This window comes from Spiroplasma endosymbiont of Polydrusus pterygomalis, from assembly GCF_964030825.1.
GTDB lineage: Bacteria > Bacillota_I > Bacilli_A > Mycoplasmatales > VBWQ01 > Spiroplasma_E.
Genome location: NZ_OZ034964.1, coordinates 686,036 through 704,241 on the forward strand (window position 1 = coordinate 686,036; position 18,206 = coordinate 704,241).

17 protein-coding genes are annotated in these 18,206 nt (G+C 22.5%); 5 read left to right on the plus strand and 12 right to left on the minus strand.

The window, feature by feature from the left end; all coding sequences use genetic code 4:
* The first annotated feature begins 378 nt into the window (after nt 1-378).
* Both ACQH25_RS03415 and ACQH25_RS03420 read left to right on the plus strand, forming a co-directional pair.
* Nucleotides 379-807 carry a replication initiation protein gene (locus tag ACQH25_RS03415; protein ID WP_425381819.1) on the plus strand — a complete coding sequence of 143 codons (429 nt, stop codon included), beginning with the start codon at nt 379-381 and terminating at the stop codon, nt 805-807.
* 107 nt (nt 808-914) lie between these two features.
* Nucleotides 915-2,222 carry a phosphatase PAP2 family protein gene (locus ACQH25_RS03420; protein WP_425381820.1) on the plus strand — a complete coding sequence of 436 codons (1,308 nt, stop codon included), beginning with the start codon at nt 915-917 and terminating at the stop codon, nt 2,220-2,222.
* A 213-nt stretch (nt 2,223-2,435) separates the two neighbouring features.
* Here ACQH25_RS03420 and ACQH25_RS03425 read toward each other — a convergent pair whose 3' ends face one another.
* The 7 genes from ACQH25_RS03425 to ACQH25_RS03455 all read right to left on the minus strand — a co-directional run bounded on the left by ACQH25_RS03425 (nt 2,436) and on the right by ACQH25_RS03455 (nt 6,973).
* Entirely contained in the window at nt 2,436-2,837 is a 402-nt protein-coding gene (locus ACQH25_RS03425) for a hypothetical protein (RefSeq protein ID WP_425381821.1), read from the minus strand.
* Between the two features lie 515 nt (nt 2,838-3,352).
* Nucleotides 3,353-3,712 (minus strand): hypothetical protein, encoded by a 360-nt coding sequence (locus tag ACQH25_RS03430; RefSeq protein ID WP_425381822.1) that lies wholly within the window; start codon nt 3,710-3,712, stop codon nt 3,353-3,355.
* Between the two features lie 161 nt (nt 3,713-3,873).
* On the minus strand, nt 3,874-4,083 hold the full coding sequence (locus ACQH25_RS03435; RefSeq protein WP_425381823.1) for a hypothetical protein: 210 nt from the start codon (nt 4,081-4,083) through the stop codon (nt 3,874-3,876).
* A complete protein-coding gene (locus ACQH25_RS03440; RefSeq protein WP_425381824.1) occupies nt 4,023-4,490 on the minus strand; it encodes a hypothetical protein in 468 nt (155 codons plus the stop codon). Before ACQH25_RS03440 ends, ACQH25_RS03435 begins: the two co-directional genes overlap by 61 nt.
* On the minus strand, nt 4,459-4,728 hold the full coding sequence (locus tag ACQH25_RS03445) for a hypothetical protein (protein ID WP_425381825.1): 270 nt from the start codon (nt 4,726-4,728) through the stop codon (nt 4,459-4,461). The genes ACQH25_RS03440 and ACQH25_RS03445 overlap by 32 nt, the downstream gene beginning before the upstream one ends.
* A gap of 367 nt (nt 4,729-5,095) precedes the next feature.
* On the minus strand, nt 5,096-5,638 hold the full coding sequence (locus tag ACQH25_RS03450) for a hypothetical protein (protein WP_425381826.1): 543 nt from the start codon (nt 5,636-5,638) through the stop codon (nt 5,096-5,098).
* A 189-nt stretch (nt 5,639-5,827) separates the two neighbouring features.
* Nucleotides 5,828-6,973, minus strand: coding sequence for an Mbov_0401 family ICE element transposase-like protein (locus ACQH25_RS03455; RefSeq protein WP_425380733.1), 1,146 nt, complete (start codon nt 6,971-6,973; stop codon nt 5,828-5,830).
* A 65-nt stretch (nt 6,974-7,038) separates the two neighbouring features.
* Here ACQH25_RS03455 and ACQH25_RS03460 point away from each other — a divergent pair, with 65 nt between their 5' ends.
* The 3 genes from ACQH25_RS03460 (at nt 7,039) to ACQH25_RS03470 (ending at nt 10,650) form a co-directional block, all read left to right on the plus strand.
* The gene (locus tag ACQH25_RS03460; protein ID WP_425380716.1) at nt 7,039-8,745 is read left to right on the plus strand and encodes a hypothetical protein; all 1,707 of its coding nucleotides are present in this window, start codon (nt 7,039-7,041) and stop codon (nt 8,743-8,745) included.
* 149 nt (nt 8,746-8,894) lie between these two features.
* The gene (locus tag ACQH25_RS03465) at nt 8,895-10,337 is read left to right on the plus strand and encodes a hypothetical protein (RefSeq protein ID WP_425380717.1); all 1,443 of its coding nucleotides are present in this window, start codon (nt 8,895-8,897) and stop codon (nt 10,335-10,337) included.
* Between the two features lie 31 nt (nt 10,338-10,368).
* The gene (locus tag ACQH25_RS03470) at nt 10,369-10,650 is read left to right on the plus strand and encodes a hypothetical protein (protein ID WP_425380718.1); all 282 of its coding nucleotides are present in this window, start codon (nt 10,369-10,371) and stop codon (nt 10,648-10,650) included.
* Here the strand turns inward: ACQH25_RS03470 and ACQH25_RS03475 are convergent.
* From ACQH25_RS03475 to ACQH25_RS03495, 5 genes are read right to left on the minus strand one after another with little or no spacing between them, the layout of a single operon-like run.
* Nucleotides 10,647-12,683 carry a hypothetical protein gene (locus tag ACQH25_RS03475; protein WP_425380719.1) on the minus strand — a complete coding sequence of 679 codons (2,037 nt, stop codon included), beginning with the start codon at nt 12,681-12,683 and terminating at the stop codon, nt 10,647-10,649. The two genes, ACQH25_RS03470 and ACQH25_RS03475, sit on opposite strands and share 4 nt — an antisense overlap.
* Nucleotides 12,625-13,875, minus strand: coding sequence for a hypothetical protein (locus ACQH25_RS03480; protein WP_425380720.1), 1,251 nt, complete (start codon nt 13,873-13,875; stop codon nt 12,625-12,627). Before ACQH25_RS03480 ends, ACQH25_RS03475 begins: the two co-directional genes overlap by 59 nt.
* A 16-nt stretch (nt 13,876-13,891) precedes the next feature.
* A complete protein-coding gene (locus tag ACQH25_RS03485) occupies nt 13,892-14,014 on the minus strand; it encodes a hypothetical protein (protein ID WP_425380721.1) in 123 nt (40 codons plus the stop codon).
* A 4-nt stretch (nt 14,015-14,018) separates the two neighbouring features.
* Nucleotides 14,019-16,499 carry a hypothetical protein gene (locus ACQH25_RS03490; RefSeq protein ID WP_425380722.1) on the minus strand — a complete coding sequence of 827 codons (2,481 nt, stop codon included), beginning with the start codon at nt 16,497-16,499 and terminating at the stop codon, nt 14,019-14,021.
* A gap of 3 nt (nt 16,500-16,502) precedes the next feature.
* Nucleotides 16,503-18,200 (minus strand): hypothetical protein, encoded by a 1,698-nt coding sequence (locus ACQH25_RS03495; RefSeq protein WP_425380723.1) that lies wholly within the window; start codon nt 18,198-18,200, stop codon nt 16,503-16,505.
* Nucleotides 18,201-18,206 lie beyond the last annotated feature (6 nt).

Here is an 18,206-nt window from a genome sequence, read left to right on the forward strand (position 1 = left end):
TATAAAATTGGAGGTTATTTGTGAGTATTAAAAGAAAAAATTAGTATGGTAACTTGACTGTATATTATGTAAATGAATTAGCAAGAATTACTAGTAAATTCACACTTCAAGAAGAACAAGTTTTATATTTGATTTTTAGTAAAATTAAACCTTATGGAAAAAATGACACAATATTTAAATAAATTAAATTTTTTTAATAAATTAGAATTAGAAAGTAAAGATAAATATCCATGATATCGTAAACTAAGCTGGTTTATGCTTTAATAGAGCAAATAATCTAAAATAAAGGATGGTGGAGAATTAATTGGAGTAGTCAGAAGTGCATCATATTGAAAATCGAAAAAACTTTATTTTGAAGTTAAATTAAGTAGCATGATTATGCCTTTTATTGAACAATTAATTCGCGATTATACAAAGATTAATTTGGATCGTGTTTTAAAATTAAAACATTCTTTAACATTATATAAATGATTATGTAGTTGGAGTGATGAAAATAAAAAAGAAAATCAAAGAGATATAACAACCAAAGAATTAAAAGAATTACTAGGTTTATCAATTGATACTTATGTTCAAAACGGTAAATTTAATCGTGCTGATGCTGAAAGATACACAATTAAAAGCGCTATTCAAGAAATCAATGAAAAGACGAATATTATTGTTAGTTATAAAAAGAATAAAATTGGTAATAAAATTGAAAATTATGAATTTAATTGCAATCAAAGAAACAAAACAAATGGTGAAAGTAATACAAATTATACAAAAGAAAATGCTAATAAATATCAAGCTTTAAACGATAAACAAATATAAATACTTCTAGACAATAATAGTGGATTTGGTAATTAAAATCAAAACATAGCTAAAAACAGTAAATATAAGCGATTTAAAAACATATAAACAAAAGGAGCGATTGGTTAATGATAAAAGAAAACTTCTATGTTGATGGTTCTGCATTTATTAATAAAAATAATAAGTCTAAATTTGTTTTTAAAATATTGAAGATTGTTGCGTTAACTGTTGTTATTATACTTTTTATATCAGGAAGTATTTGAGATAAACAAATAGCAAAAGCTATTGGTGATTTAAATGATAATGGAGTTATAAGTTGATTAAGTTTATTTTGAGATAAACTAGCTTATACCATGACAGTTCCCTTTATGTTTGCAGGGAGTGGAATTTTATTAGAAAGTCTAAATATAAAATATAAATCAAAATTTAAATTTTTAGAAATTATCATAGTTTTAGTTTATGTTTTATTTATAATTTTATTTATATTAATTATTAGTAAAATGATTTATTATCAATCAACATTTGAAGCTTTTGGTGGTAGAGGAAGAAATTATTGATTTGGACTTGAGGGTACAAACACAATTGTAGTAATGACTATTCAACTTAGTATTGAAGTTATACTAATGTGTGCTATTGCTTGATACTTAAGAACTAAATTTTCAAAAAGAGATGATTTGTTAACTCATAATTATTGAATTGATGCGTTAAAAATATTTGTAGTGTTTGCTTTTTTTGGAGTCACTTTTGATCCAATTTTAAAAACTTTTTTTGGTAGACCATATTGAGTTCATGTTGACTATCAATATGTTATTGATAACTTACCTAACAATTGAACAAATAAACCGACTAACATAGTTAATGCACAATATTTAGACTGATGACAAATTCAAGGCTTTAAATCTGAATACTGAGATTTCTTATTAGGTAAAAAAGGAGAAGGGACTCATTACTGAAGTGATAAAACATTCCCATCTGGTCATATGAATTCAGCATCAATGCCTGTTTATGGATTTTTACTATATTTTATGAATGAAAAACGTAAACAAAAAATTATTTGATGAAAATGGTTAGTATTTGGATTTTTTATAGCAAATGTTGTAATGATGGGATTCATGCAAATTCTTTCAAGAACACATTATTTAACAGATTTAATGTTTAGTTTAATAATTTTATTATTTTTCTTCAAAGGTGTAACTTATGTGGTTGATCATATCATTTACAAAATTTTATCATTTATTTGAAATAAACAAAATAAAAAATATTATATGTTTGAATTAAATAATGGTAAAAAAACAACTTTATTTATTGAGATTGATGGAATTTTATGAATTGTAGCTAAAGTTAGAACTTCTAAAATTAATCATTCAAAAAAATATAAGTATTGACATAGAGATAATGCCATTTATAAAAAAAGAATGTCCACTAAGGAGTTTTAAATGACTGCAAAAAGATAATAAAAATAGCAAAAGAAAATTGCTATAATTGTAAATCAAAGCAAACAGTACAAGATTTATTTTAAATTGATATAATTTATGACACAAATTATATTTTGTAAATTGAAAAAATAAAAAAGAACCATCTAGGTTCCTTTACATAAAACGTAACTTTAATTGCAAAAAATTATAGCTAAATATATAATAAGCACTATATTATAGTGAAATTTTTAAAGGATTAGTTGAACCCTGATAATTAGCATCATTAATATCAGCAGTAATAACTACATACAAGTCACCTGCTTTTTGTTTTTGATTAGTTATATCAATTTTTGCTTGGTCATCACTAAAATACTTAATAGTTGGATTTTGTAAATGTGGAGTTAAATCACTTATTTGTTCTGCAATCATAATTTTAGAATCTAACATTTGATATGTTTGACTTGGATCAATTTTAATAATATGATTAGTCTTTAAAGCTGTAATTTTAGTTTTTAAATCTACTTTTGCAATAGGACTTAGTGATGGTTTTGGATTTGTAGAACCACATGCAGTAACACTAGTACTTAATGTTGTAGATAAAACCATTGCTCCCCATAAACCTAGTATTTTTCTCATCTTAATACCCCCTTATTAATTTATATTATTATAACAAAAAATATAATTATAACTTAAAATATAATTTAAATTTTAATATTTTGATTTTCAATAAATTCATTAACTTAAAATTCAATTAATTCTCCAAAATTTTTATTTGTTAATTATAGTAATTTTATCATTTTCTTTATTTAATAGACTAACCTTTTTTGGTTCCTCTTTTTAATTAAAATATATAGGAATTCGTCCCTTATCACTACGTGGCTCACCAAATTTATAGTTCCAGCGAATCTGCTGGAACTATAACCATTTTTTATTTATCTTGTTGGTGAATTTGGTTTATATCAACTTGTTGAAGGTTGTGAATTTTGAAAATCATTTGAATTTATTTCATTTTTAAAAAATTCTAAAGCATCCATTCCTTCTTCTATATTATTTTTCGTTATTTTTTCACTAATACTTTTAAAATAATCTTCTTTTCAATTTTCATATTCTCTTTTTTTATTATTAGATTTAAAATTATTATTAATAATTTGTTATTTTTGTTTTTGATTTGAAAATTTAATATCTTTATTATAGTTATTTATTATCTTTCATTTTAATTTTCTATCAAAATAGCGTTCATAACCAATGCCACCATATCCAAAATATGTTACTTTTCAACATTTTTTTATAATTTCATCATAAATGTTTAGTAATTCAATATTTAACATACTATTTATATTTAATTCATCTTTTAAAACAGTAAGAAATTGTATATCTTGAATTAATTTTTTTTCATAATTAATACTCTCTTTTAATAAAGTTTTATAAGTTGCTAATTCAATAATATTTTTTTGTCAATCATCATTTACAATATTTTTTAATTGTTTATTGTGAATTATTATTTTTTTCATACTATTCTCCTTTTTATTTTTCTTTGTATGAAATTTTAAAAAACTCATTTACTTTTTTAAAAAAGTAAATGAGTTAAAACTAAATATTAAATATCAAGTTTATAGATATTTTTTATCATAATTGGAAATTAATTACAATATTTTTTAATATTATTTTAACTTTATTTTTCTTTCTTTTCAATTTGTAATATATTATCCAACTTATTTAATCCTACTGCTCTAATATCAGTTACTGAAAATTCTAAATCTTGTGATTGTGCATATTTTTTAACACTACTACTTAATTCACTCTTTAACGAATGAATATAATTTAAGGCACGACTATTATATCGTTGTAAATAAGACCGTGGAAATCATAAACTAAAAATCATAATTTCATTACTATAACTCGGTGGTAAGCCATCACATTAATTATTGGCTTCATTTGTCTTTGCGATAAGATAACTTTATTATAATCATCAACATTAGGATAAATATTAAGTTTAAACTTAACTAAAAATAATAAAATACGCATGCTCTTTACTTGCACAATATATTCCACTTTATTAGCACCTGCTTGTTTTAGTATTCTATCGGGGTGTTGTTCAATCATATACATAATTCCATTAAAATTATGACCTATTAACTTACAAAACATACCTAAACTTTCTTGTGTTGCTTTAAATTCAAGTGATAAATCATTACTATTAATTTTTAAACCTAATTCATCAAAAACAAGCATATCGTTTTCTTCAAAAGCATAATTACTATTGTAATTGGTTAAATTTAAACACATCATCATAAGAACAACGATAATTATATTCATGACGAACTTTAATAGGAATCGGACTTACATGTTTTTGTGCTAAACAACAAGCAAGCGCAGATTTACCAGTACGTGGTGGAGCTGCAATAATATAACTACCTACCCGTTGTAATATCTTTATATTTTTGCTAGTTATTAAAAACGGATAAAGTATTATTAATAATAAAACTCCTAACCGACTAAAAAGCCAACTGCTTTTAAAAATACTCATAATGTTAAAATTTGTTCTAAACCACTAGTAAAATCAACATTTAAAACCGAACTTATGGTATCATCAAAAATATGTCTTAATAATCCATCAAGTTTATATCATGCCTCGAATGATATGTTAAATAATAATTATATTTTAAATAAAATACATTCCCTCTTAACTTCTAATTTATTAGTTTATTTATTAAATTTGTTATTAAAGTATTTGTCTGAATAATTGTTATTTCAATCTTATTTAATAATGTTATTAATTGTTTTCCAAAATGAATTTGTAATGATTTTTCATTAAAATCCTCCTACTATACTTATAGTGTATAAAGATAACATAATTATATAAAAAATAACTAATACATTAAAGAAAATATTAGTTATTCTATTAATTTATTAATTAAAAGCTTTTTAATAAAAATGACTTTTGTTAAATTATTTTGCAAAGTTGTTAAATTTTCATATAAAGATTTAACTAATATCTTAATATGTTTATCATATTCAAAATATTTTAAATTTTTTATAGCATTATTACCTCCATGTTTAATAGTAGTTCCTGTTGTATATGCATTAAATATTTCTTTATTGATTGGATTAAGTAAATTTAATAATGCTATTGATAAATGTTGATTAGTAGTTTTAGGAATAACTTTTCTAATTGAATTTGAAAAAACTCCATTCAAACCAGTCATAATTCTACCAGGATCACCATCGGTAGCTAATAAAATGTCTTGATAATCACAAAATCAATTATTATCTTTAGTACAATATAAAGATTGTCTTTCACTATTAAAAGTTAAATCTCCTACTCTAATATATTTTACTAATTTATTTTCAATATTTTTAGTTCGTTTTGAACTTGATATTTCTGTACCTTTTATAAAGTTAAAAGGGAACATAACGATGTTGTCTATAATATTCATTAATTGTCTTTAAATTATAAAGTTAGACGAGAATAATTTAGACTTTATATGCAATTGTATACTAATCTTACCATTTGTAAAACATAAGTCAACAATAATACTTATTTTTATAATTCAAAAATTCTTATTAAATTTAATAAGTTTTATTTTATTATTAGTTATTTTTATTTTATCTTTTATTTTATAAAACTATAATGCTGTATTTATTTGATAGCATTTAAAATTAACCATTTTTGAATACATATCAATATTATAGGTTCTACTTCCAATCATATGCTTTAAAATTTGCCTAATATTAGTTTCAGTAAAACAACCAATATTTTCAACTAATGCTTGATTTAACACGCCATCTTTTGCATTAATAAAATAACCAACTTTTAATTTTTGATATTTTAATGAGTTTAAAAAATCAATTAATTCATAATACTCACCTTTGGAAAATAAATTTTGTGCATATTTATAATGTAATTGTGCAATTTTATTTTTTCTTCTTCCAGCCATTATTCCAAGAAATAAAACATGAAAAGCATGGAATTTATCTAAAATAAATTTAGCATTTAAAATTGTAGCAGTTTTTTTAATTCATTTTGCACTATCGCCACAAACTATTAAATTTGCTTGGTCAAAGTTTTCAAAATATAAATTACCATATGTTTCAATTAATTTAGCTGTTTTTTCTGCACCAATTTCTGTTTTTGATACTCTTATTTTACATACAGCTCTTTTATTAATTAATTTGCCATTTTTCTTTTTACCAGTACAAAATATTAATAATCTCATAGAACATTTTTTACAATTCTTAGTATTGTGTTTTTCATTAAACTTAAATTTTCTATGCCCATCATCAATATTTATATATAAAGTTTGATTTGGTTGTAATATTATTTTAGGGATATTAACTTTTGGTAATTCAAATTTTTGATATGTTCTACAAACTGTACTAGTACTTATTAAATCTTCAATAAAAGTATCACAAACATCGCGATACTTTTTATCATCAGCAAAATATTTTAAAATTTGTTTAATAACATTTGGTGCAAGTTTACTATATTTTTTAACACCAAGATAATTATCTAGTAATGATACATGTTCAGTTTTTTGTGTTTTTTTGTTATAATATGTACAGATACGTCGCTTATAATTTAATAGGCCTTTTTTTGTTTTTAATTTTCTTTTTCTAAATTTACATGGTTTATATATAGATTTATCACATTCATTTCATAATTTATCATCTATTTGTTTAAATAATTCTTGTGTTTGTTTTAAATTTAATTCATCTTGATTAAAATCGTGTTTGTCTCAATCAAAATAATTAGGAAATGGTAATTTTATCATTTTTAATCTTCCTTTCTTTTAAAATAATTTAATTTTAACTTATATATGTTAACTAAGGAGAAAATATGCCGTTCATTAATAGTTATGCACAATTAAATAAAAAATATGACCTTAATTTTAGTGATAATAATTATGGTTTTAGTTGAGATATTTTTAAAGCATTTGTTGGTGATGAATGAGCAGAATATTTTACTACTAATTGTTTTTATCGTTTTATACCAACAGCACGGGGAACAAGAAAAACTTGAAATTGTTTAGCATTTGATTTATTTATATGTTGTAATTTTAGTGATAGTAGTGTTCAAGAAGTAAGACGATATGAAAATACCCATAGTGAAACAACTATTGGTGCTTTAATGAATGTTTGCCAAGTTTTACTAGATAAATATGATATTAATTTATTACCTAATAATCCCCATGGTATTAAATGAAAAATTACTAAGGATGGTGGATGTATTATCTTTCCTAATAATCAACAAATTGATTTTATTGGTTATGCAAATGGTAATAAAATTTTTGGAAAAGAAGCAGGTGGATCAAGTTTTTTAGGTTCACGAACAGATGAAATAATTATGGCAGAAGAAAAAGAAACGTTGACAGAAAAGCAATTAACATATCGCTATGAACGCTTACAAAATTCTATGTTTAGAAGTAATCGTATTAAAGTATCAAATGAACCAATTAAAGAATGAAGTTGAACATTTATTGATAAAAATATATATAGTACTACTTTTGGAAAATTAATTACTCGCTATTTTTATAAAAGTTTTTTTATTACTTTTACATGTAATCCATACGATAAATATCACCCATTTTATTTAAAGTACTGTACACCATTTTTACCTTTAAATGATAAAATAATGGATAATCTTAAAAAAGTTGGTAAAGTTTATTATGAAAATAAAGAAATGTTTAGTGGTTTAGGATTATTTATTGTAAGATTTACAATTCAACCATTTTGAAATAAATTGCCAGAAATTCAAAAAAGAACATTAATAGAAATGAAAAAAAGTAATCCAGATGAATTTAATACTGTTTTTTATGGTTTTGAGTTTTTAGATAGTGATGCAACAATTTTTCCATTTCAAAAAACATTAAAATATTGACAAAAATATGATTTAAAACAATTTTATAATCAAGAAAAAGATATATATAAATTTGATTTTTATAGTGTTGGCATTGATTGAGCAACTGGACATAAAGACCATACTGTATTTATGGTAGTTGGTTTTAAAGAATATCATAATACTGGTTATTATGATGCTTATCTTATTTGTGAATTAGTAGTTACACCAAATGATTTTATTAATGAAAATGAAAAAATTACTGCTTATGTCAATGAAATTTTAGGATTAATTGATAATTTTGAAAATTTTGAACAAGCAATTTATTTTTATGATGATAAAGCAAGAACTGCCATTGATTGATTAAATCAAAAATTAATTGATGAACATAATATTATTCTTATCACTCAAAGTGCGATTAAACATGCTTCTAATCTTAATCAAGAAGCAGGATTAACTAATAGAGTAGTTTGAATGAGAAATATTATGAGTTATGGAAATTTTTATGCAAACAAAGATGATTTACCAAAAATTACTCAATGTTTAGAAGAATTACGATATGATCAAACCAAAACTAACATTCCAGATAAAAATATGTACCAAGATCCTTATGATGCACTTTTTTATGCACTATATCCATATAAAAATGTAATTAGGGGTAAAAATAATGCTACTGTGAAAAAAAGTATCTTCACATTTGCCATATAATAAACAAGTAATATATAATTAATAGTATAGGTATCACAAAATAAACGCCTTTAATTTAGGCATTATTTTGCGTTTAAATGTATACTTGTAAAAATAATAAAAAATAGTACAATTTAAAAGTAAAATTAAGGAAAAAGGAGTAATTTAATATGAATAAAGAAAAAAATATATTTATTAATGATAAAGTCCATGATGTACCAAGAGATGGAAATTGTTTAATTTGAGCAATTATAGTTGCATATTTAGAACCAGTAAAAACAGATAATAAAAAATTTAAAAGTAGATATATAAAACTTTTTGATAGTGATGATAATTATGAAAAAATATTTAATTTTTCTAATTTTGATTTTAAAAATAATAAAAATTTAGTTTCATTATTTCGCACACATATCTGTAATTATATTGAAGAAAATTTAGAAAAAAATCGTGGTGAAAATAAAGCTATATTTAAAAGCAGTTTATTAGATAGTGATATCAATAAAAAAAATAAAGAATTATATCCTAACAATAGTGAAGAAACACAAATAAAAAAAACTTTAGAACAAATGAGAAAGGATGCTAATTGATGTGGCTCTATTGAAATTGAAGCAATCTGTAACATTTTAAATTGTAATATTATTAGAAATAATGAAAAGTTTGAACCTGATAATCAAAATACAAATGATATAATAAAATTATATTATAAAAATAATCATTATCAATATTATTTAACAAATAATAGTGTTGAAATTAATTTTAGTCAGTCTCAAAACTCAATTAATAATCAACCAATAACAATTATCAATGCAATTTCTCCACTTAGCATTAATAGTGAAAATGATGATAAAAATTTAGAATTACTAAAAAAAGATAATATAAAATTAAAATATGAAATTGATGATTTAAAAGAGCAACAATATTTTGCTAATCGCAGACTTGATCTAGAATTTAATCTTTTATTAAAAGAAAATGAAGAATTAATATCAGCAAAAAAATATAATAAAAAATTAAAATATGAAATTGATGATTTAAAAGAGCAACAATATTTTGCTAATCGCAGACTTGATCTAGAATTTAATCTTTTATTAAAAGAAAATGAAGAATTAAATGAAAAAATTAATTCACGAGATGAAGTAATTCAACAATATTTAAATGAACAACAAAATCAATTTAAAAAAAATCAAGAATTAAATGAAAAAATTAATTCACGAGATGAAGTAATTCAACAATATTTAAATGAACAACAAAATCAATTAAAAAAAAATCAACATTCAAATACCAACAAAAGTGATTTTACTTTAAAAAATTTATTAGAAAGTGATAATGTTTGAAAAGATACAAAAAAAATGAAAAAACAATTAGAAGAAGTTAATAACGAAAATAAAGAATTAAAAAAACAAATAGAGGAATGAAAAAGTATTGAACATGTTGTTCAAGAACCAAGAATTACAGATTTGGAAAATGAAAATGAAGAATTAAAAAGAAAGTTACATGAAAAAGATAAAAATATGACTTCAAGTCCTAGTTTTCAACATATAGAAAGTGATTTACTAAATTTACAAAATCTAAAATCTACAGCAAACGAATATAAACCACATTCACCAAAAATGTAAATAAAACAAATTATGAAAGGAGAAATTTAATATGAAAACATGAATAAAAACAAATTTTTATAAAATAATATCAATTTTGGCATTATTTTTAGCAACAACTGGCTTAATAGTTGGTTCAGTAGCACATCATAAAACAAATGAACTAAATTATTATTTAGATTATGATTATGAAGCGCACTGGGGGGGGGCATCTATTTGAGCAAGACCAGTAAGTAATAAGCATAAAATTACTCTTTACTGAGCATCAAATAAATTAACTGATGATGCAGTAAAATGAGATGGTATTTATCCAGATGGATACTTTGATAATTAAATTTCTAAATTGATATAAGAAATATTTTCATCATATTTATCAAATAAATTAATATTGGTTAATTTTATTTCTTGTTTATCTGTTATTAAAATCAAATCATAATTTCCAGAACCAAATATGCCACTAATTTCTACTCGATTTAAGTTACTAATCGGGTTTTCAATTTGTAATTCAAATTCACTATTATTATCAATTTGTGAAATTTCTTTATAAAATTCCAATTTAGAAAATAATTGAGATTTATTTGAACCATACAAATTTAAAATATTTTCAATTTTATTTTTATCAATAATTGCTCTTGTAAAGTATTTTCCATATTCACCATTTGCTAATGTTCAATCAACAGGAATTAGTGATGGAATATTATTACTTTCTAATTCATTTGTAATAGATAATCAGTTAAATTGATTATCATCTAGTTTAAATAATTCATTTTGACTAATATCATTATTTTTTAATTTAACATTATTAATATCTGTAAAGTCAAAATACTCAGATTTTAATATTACTTTTGCATCTTTAAATTCTCAAATTTTATCAGGTGTAGAATGTATAGGATTTGATTTTATTTCAAAATAGTAAGGCAACAATAATTTATAATCATCATTAAAACCATTATTAATTGACATTGTTGAATAAATGTTTTTTGATATCATCATAAGTATTTGTTTAAGTATTTTAACTTGTGGTAAATTAATGTAATTGGGATAATCTAATTCTCATTGTTTAAACAAATTTGTAATAACATCTTCTGGTTTTTGTCCTTCAAATTTACCACGCATTTTATCTAAATCATTCATTTCTTTTAAAATGTTACTTAATGAAGCACCATCAAAGTTTCTATTATAGGTATATGTATAAGTTAGCATATCTAATAATACTTTTTGTAAACTATCAATTGGGGGTTTATCATTTATTTCTATTTCAATATCATCAAATTTATTTGTTGTAGCAATATTTAAAACTCAATCAGCAGTTAGTCAAGGCAAATGCCATACTTTATTATCTTTTAATTCTTTTTCTTCATTTAATGGTCATAATTGTGGACTATGAGTAACTTTATAACCTAATTTAGTATATGTAACTCTTGCATTATTAAAAATTTCTTTTCTTGTTTCTTTACCACCACCAATAGCAATTAAATCTAAAACTGATTTTTCTTGTCCTATAAATTGTTTTGCTAAATTTCAAGGTAATATTTGTTCACTAAATCATTGTTGTAATATTCTAACTTTTGGTTGAGTTTCAATTGGCATTGATAATAAGGGAAATGCTATCTTATCTTTAACAAATAATTTAGGGTATACTTCCATATTGTCAACTTCACCAAGTACCTTTATATTGCCAAAAATCATACTTCTAGGGGCTTTAATTTTTAAACCAATAACTTTTGTATCTTTATCTAATGGTTTTTGTAATTTAATAATTATTGGATAACCATCCCTTGTTTTAAAATCTTTAATTTTAATAATAGTAATACTTTTAGTACTTCTAGTTTTTGGATTTTGATAAGGTTGAGAATAATTATTAATAATATATAAATTATTAATATTATTTTCTGTTAACGGTTCATTAATAGATACAGCATATAACTTAAATTGGTTTAATAATTCTATTTCTTGAAAAATTAAATTTTTAATGTCGGTCATACTATATTCAATTGTATTATCATTAATATTAGTACTTGCTCTTTGATTTAATTGCATAGTAAAATCAGATGTTTCAACAGCAGTAGTTTTTAACACTTTTTCAATATCAATAAAACCAATTTTAATAGTATTTGCTGAAAATTTTAAACTATTATTTTCATTATTTTTAAATAAACGTTCAATTTCATAGATATAAATTGTTCTTTTTTTAAATTCATCATATGCTCTATTAATATCTGGATCATTAGTAGCACGCATCATATTAGTAAAGTCATAAGGAATATTATCAATTAAATAATCATTTTCTACATCTGCTTGATTAAGTTTAGTTTGCTTTTGTTTCTGTGGAAACTTCGTTTGTGGTTTGTTGTTGTTGTTTTCCATTGTTTTCTCCTATTAATTGGTTATTTTCGGGATTAAATAATTTTAATTTAACAGTTAAACTATTAATTTCTTGTTCATCATCAATATTAAATGTTTGACTATTTAATAAATCTTTATCTAAATTTACTAACAATTTAATAAATTTAAGAATATCAATATTAAATTGTCATAATTTTTGTTCAATATAATTAATAGTTGAAATATTTACAGCTGTACTTTCAGGTACTGATTGTTGTGCTGATTTCTTTTGACTTGGAATATGTAAACCACAACGTTTAGATATTTCATTTATTAATCAATCGTATATATCAGTTAAATTCTTGCCTTTAAAATTACTACTAGTCATATTGACACTTTCGTTTTGTTCATTATTATCACCAGCACTTTTAAATATATAGTTTTTAGTAACTAATGTTTTTACTGCTTCTTCCATTAAAGATTGAACATTACCATAAGTTTGACTAAAAATAAATTTAGGTGAGTTTAAAATAGTGTCTAAAACAATTTGTTCAAAAATAACATCTAATGCTTTAATTTTATCCATTACTTTATTACAATCTGCTAACTCATTTGCTTTATTTCGCATAATTGCTATTGGTATATAGTTAATATTTAAGGTTTGTTCTTGTAATAAATTAGGATTATTAATATATGTTTTAAAATCTAATGGAAATTGTTTTTTATTATCACTAATACTATAAATTGCACGATTAATTGTTACTTGTTCATTATTTAATGTATAAACTTCAAATAATCTTACCATTTGTGAATTTTGTTCATAATTATCATAAAAAATAGTACATTCAATTAATTTACCAGTAATATCATAAACTCTTTGTTGGATGTCTACTACTTGAAAATATAAATTATCATTCGCAATATAAATTAAATAACCACTAATTCCTAATTTACTTAATTTAAAAATAGAATTTCAATTTTTTCTATAAAATTCTTGTTGAATTAAATATTGTTTAATAGTTTCATTATTAATATCTAATGGAGCATTATATAAATTAGCGTTATTTTCTGCTACAAAATCAGTAAAATAAGTTTCATGGTTAAAATTATTAAAACCAAAATAACTTAAAATAGAAGCATGAGTACTTTTATTTTTATTAGTTAAAAATTTTAATTTTTCATTTTGATTATCATTAATATTACTTTTATCTTTTCTTTTAAATAAACTTATCATAATATTCACCACCTTTCTAAAATATTTGATTAATTTTTAATATAATTTTAACAATAATAAATATAACTAAAATTGCTGTTGCAGAAGATAATAATAAACCAATTAAACCTAATATAATTTTGAAAATTTTAAAAAACATAATCTTATTCCTGTAATTCTTGTAATTTTCATAAATAACCTTGATCTGTTATTAATCTTATTAATTTATTATTTACAATATTAATATATGAAATTCTTTTTAAACTTGGAAGAAAACATACTCAATTTGATGATGTTTGTGGTTGTCAAAATATTTCTATTGTTTGTGTTGGAGTTTTTCCAAATGTACTCGTACTAAAAGGATTCAAATCATAAAATATTTTATAAAATGTATTTGATTTTAATTGATAAGAAGAAATAGAATTACCACTTAATGATATTGCTACATCTTTTCATTTTGGATAAGGTGTTGGTGTTGGACTTTCTTTTAAATTTATTTCTCATTCATTTTCTCTAATTTCATTTGTTAATAAAGTCTTTGAATCAATTTTTATAGGTTTTTCAATATCTATTACTTCTGGTGATTTTATTTCTAATGTATTACTTTTAATTTCATATAAATCTTCTGCTTTTAATTCTTCTAATCTATATATTGCTCCCCCAGTATCACCACCATCTAATTTTAAAGTTCATTTTGTATTATCATAAATCATATTTAAAGTAGCATCACTATTACCTATTTTTCTAGAAGTAATACAATAAGTACCTGTACCAATAGCACTTGCTGATGTAAAAAAGATAACTTCTTTATAACCATTTTGTAAAGGTATACTTGTTTCAGTAATTAAAAATACACGATAAAGAGCATTTAAACTAGGTGAAAAATTACTTCAAGTTCTATCATCAATTCGCTCACCTATTGTTTTTCATACAACAAGTTTTTTAATTAAATCTTTTACTTTTATAATTTCATTATCTACATATTTTTTATCAGGTATATCTTTATCATCTGTTACATTAGGATTATTTCTATAAATTAATGTTTTTCCACCAACATTAGTTTTAATAATTTCATTCACTAATCTTGTAGTACTATCTTTATCATCTTTATTATTGAAGATTTTATTTTCATCAATATTCCCACCATTTGCTTTAATTTCATTAATAGCACCAACAATAGTTTTATCAGTAGTTTCTAAATTAGGATTTTTAGTACCAAGAGCATTTACAGCAAAAGCATATGGAAATTGTTCTACATCCATTTTTTTATCTATATTTACTTTATTTTCATTAATTGCAGGAACAATTTGTTTAGCAACCGTTTGTAAAGTATCATCATTGATATTTTGTTTTTTAATTAATAAATTATCTGTTTCTTGTTTTGTATAATAATCATTATCATTATTAGGTTCTGCTATAAATTCAGTTGGTGTCCCTTTTCCTATATATTGGTATAATTCAACAGAAATAGGTTGATAATTAGCATCATTAGAAGTTACAGTAATATCATTTCATTCCTGAGTAAATAATAATTGTATTTTAACATTATCATTTACAATTAATTCATCTAATTTAATACTTTTTTGTGTTGTTCTTTGAACTTCTCCACCTAAACTAAATATAGTTTTTTTATTACTATATATATAATTATCAGTTGGATTAGTAGTGGATTGGTAACTATAACCCCATATTGCTAAATATATTTTTCCAAATTCATTACTAGGAATAATAGAAGACATTTTTTTTCATAAAGGACTAGTTGCAATATTAAATCAATTATTTTTAATATCATCAATATTTTGTTTATTAATATCAACTTTATTTTCTAATAATTTAATATTATTTTCATTGGTAGTAATTCTTTTTTGTTGTTTAGCAGAAAAGTCAGCAGTTGCAGCATGAGTAAAATCACCAACTTGTGGATTATTTTGTAATGCTTCTGGTGGTAATGTACCAATTTCATCAGGTCAATCTAAAATCATTGTTTCAGTTTCTTTATCATATTCAGTTGCTACATAACCTTTATTAACAAACTTACTAACAGGACCCCTATATATTTCATTTTCATTATCATCAACTAAATCATCATATAATTTCATTTGCTTTGATAATGTAAATTCTTTTTGTTCTTTAATTAATTCATCAACTTGATTTCTAGTATAAAATGCTTTTAAATCAATTTTTTCAACATCTATTTTATCATTATTATAACTTGAAAATATTTGTTTTAATTCTGTTAATCTTGCTCATATTTTCATTCTACTTGGGGCTAAATCTCAAACATTAATACTAGGAATACTATTTGCACTAAATGATGTACCATTATTGAATTGAATAGTAGCATCAACATTAAACTCAATTGGTGTACGATTAAATACTCAATGTTCAACACAAACATACACCATATCTCTTAATGTTTCTTTAATTAATTCATCTTTAAAACTATCAAAAGGAAATTTGGATAAAATAAAATCAAGATAAGCATTAATATCATTTTCAGCGCGAATAGCAAAAGTTGTAAATCAATCCTTAACATTAGGTCATGTATTTATATATTGTTGTGGAGTTTCGATAATTTTTCCAGTTAAGGGATATCAGTTATTATAGTTTTCTAAACTGACATCAGTTCAAAGTTTATTAATCATATTTTATCATTCCTTAAAAAATGCTTTTTTATAATGCTTAGTTTTTGTTTTAGTTTTCCTATGCACTATATGAATAACTTCTTTTTGTAATTTCTTTTTACCTTTTGCTACAACTTGACTATATACAAATTTTTCTAAATGATGTAATAATCCTGTACCAAATAATGTATTAACTGAAAATTTTAAACTAACACTTTTAAATGATTTATTAATATTTTCAATAGGATTATTAATAACATTCACTACTTTATGGTAAGTTCTTACTATTCTAAATATTTCTCTATAAACTTTAAAACTATCTCTAATTACTTGTTGAACAACTGGTGGAGCAAATGCAATTGCTTTTAATCATTTATTACGACTAATTCCATAACCAATGTATCAACCACTATATCATCTATATCAATGAAATGGATGTATTTGGGTAACAAAAGTTTCTGCTTTAAGAATACTATCAACAACTACAATTGGTTTATATTTAGGATTACGATGATAAATAGTAATTGCACATTTACTTAATGATAAAGGTTGAATTTTGCAACCCATAAATACAGGTGAATTTAATGGGATTAATTGTGCATGTTTAATTGCTTTCTTTTCTGCACTAGTAAATAAATCTGTTGCTTTTTCTTTTAATTTATTAATTTTTTCAAATACTTGTTTTTCTAACTTTTCAAATTTTTCTTGTAATTTATATATACTTTCTCGTAATTTTTCAAAATATGGAGTATCTTTTCAAAATTTATTTAAACCTTTTTTTAAATAAAATCTAATATCAAAATACTTAAAAATTTTATTTGCTTTTAAAACAACCTTATGAATTGAACTCTTTTTAAAATTAAATTTAATAGCATTAGCACGAATTTTTTGTAAATCTAAAATTAAAGATTTACCGTATCTATTATCTGTATGTATTGTATGAACTAAATTTAATCAATCATGTTGATTCATTTTTAATACTTCTTTTAAATCAGTATTATATTTTTTAAAAAAATTATTTGCTTTTTCAATATCTTTAATCTTAAACTTTGGAGTTAATTGTGGACTTAATTTTATTAATGTATTTTGTAATAATAAATAATCTTTTAACTCTTGTACTTCTAATTTTTGAAAATTATTTTTATATTGTCTTTCAGCAACATAACCTAAATTTTGGATTATTGTCTCACGATTAGGAGCAAAACTATAATTAAATAAATAACGTTTATTACCAATAATTTTATCTGTTAAAATTTCTTTACCACTTACTTGACTAATAATTTCTTGTAAGTTTTTTGCTTCTTTAATACCAATTTGTTCTAATGTTTTAGTTTTTTGTGCTAATTTAATAAATTTAGTTGTACGATAACCACGACTAATTTTATTAAGTCCAGCAAATGCAGGTAAGATATTAAAAAAAGTATTTAATGGTGTTACATTTCCTTTTAAATAATCATAAACTTGATTAATAGTAAAATCAGTTAAAAACTCTACACCAACAGCACTAATACTAGCAAGTAAATCACTTGCACCTAATCCAAGTGCTATACTTTCACTTAATCCACCAGTAAAAGGAGCAAGTGCTACTGCTATTACTTGTACACCAATCATTTCTAAAATTTCTCATCAAAAACTTTTATTTTCTTGTTGTTTACTTATTCTAGTATGTTTTGGTTTATTGATATTTAAAAGTATTGCTGTACTAGTTGTACCAATTGGCATGATATT